Origin of the sequence: Gluconobacter sp. P1D12_c (assembly GCF_018812105.1) — a bacterium.
GTDB classification, from domain to species: Bacteria; Pseudomonadota; Alphaproteobacteria; order Acetobacterales; family Acetobacteraceae; genus Gluconobacter; species Gluconobacter oxydans_A.
This window is the reverse complement of record NZ_JACSIQ010000716.1, coordinates 1-390: the sequence shown is the minus strand read 5'-3', so window position 1 is coordinate 390 and position 390 is coordinate 1. Positions and strand designations below refer to the sequence as shown.

Here is a 390-nt window from a genome sequence, read left to right as displayed (position 1 = left end):
GAGCATCGCATCCAATTTTTTGGAGTTTTTCGATAACCTGCTGATGGTGTCGCTTAGAGACAACTTCAATGAGTTCGAGAGCCTTTTTGCCGAGTTCAGTGTCAGGCGTCTGCGTATAATTCTGGACCATAAGACAGGGTTCAGAGACGTTATAGAAAGCATGATGCGGGAGCATCAGCCCAACAATCTTATTCTCCATCTGCTCGAATTTTATTTCATCACCAACGATGACACGACCATCAAGAGAAGGCTCAACACAGAGAGCCATAGCAATATCGGGCCCGAACATATCCAATGATTTAGGGACACCTATCGTGGCTTCGCCTTCATCACGCTTCGTGAAAAGCTCAGCATCATTGATGACACGCTTCATCATCATCTTCAGAGATC

Annotated in this window: 1 protein-coding gene; it reads right to left on the bottom strand. The window is 45.6% G+C overall.

Translation table 11 applies throughout. The features are described 5' to 3' along the window. On the bottom strand, positions 1–390 hold a 390-nt coding region (locus tag KP705_RS18880; RefSeq protein ID WP_215765418.1), incomplete at both ends, for a hypothetical protein.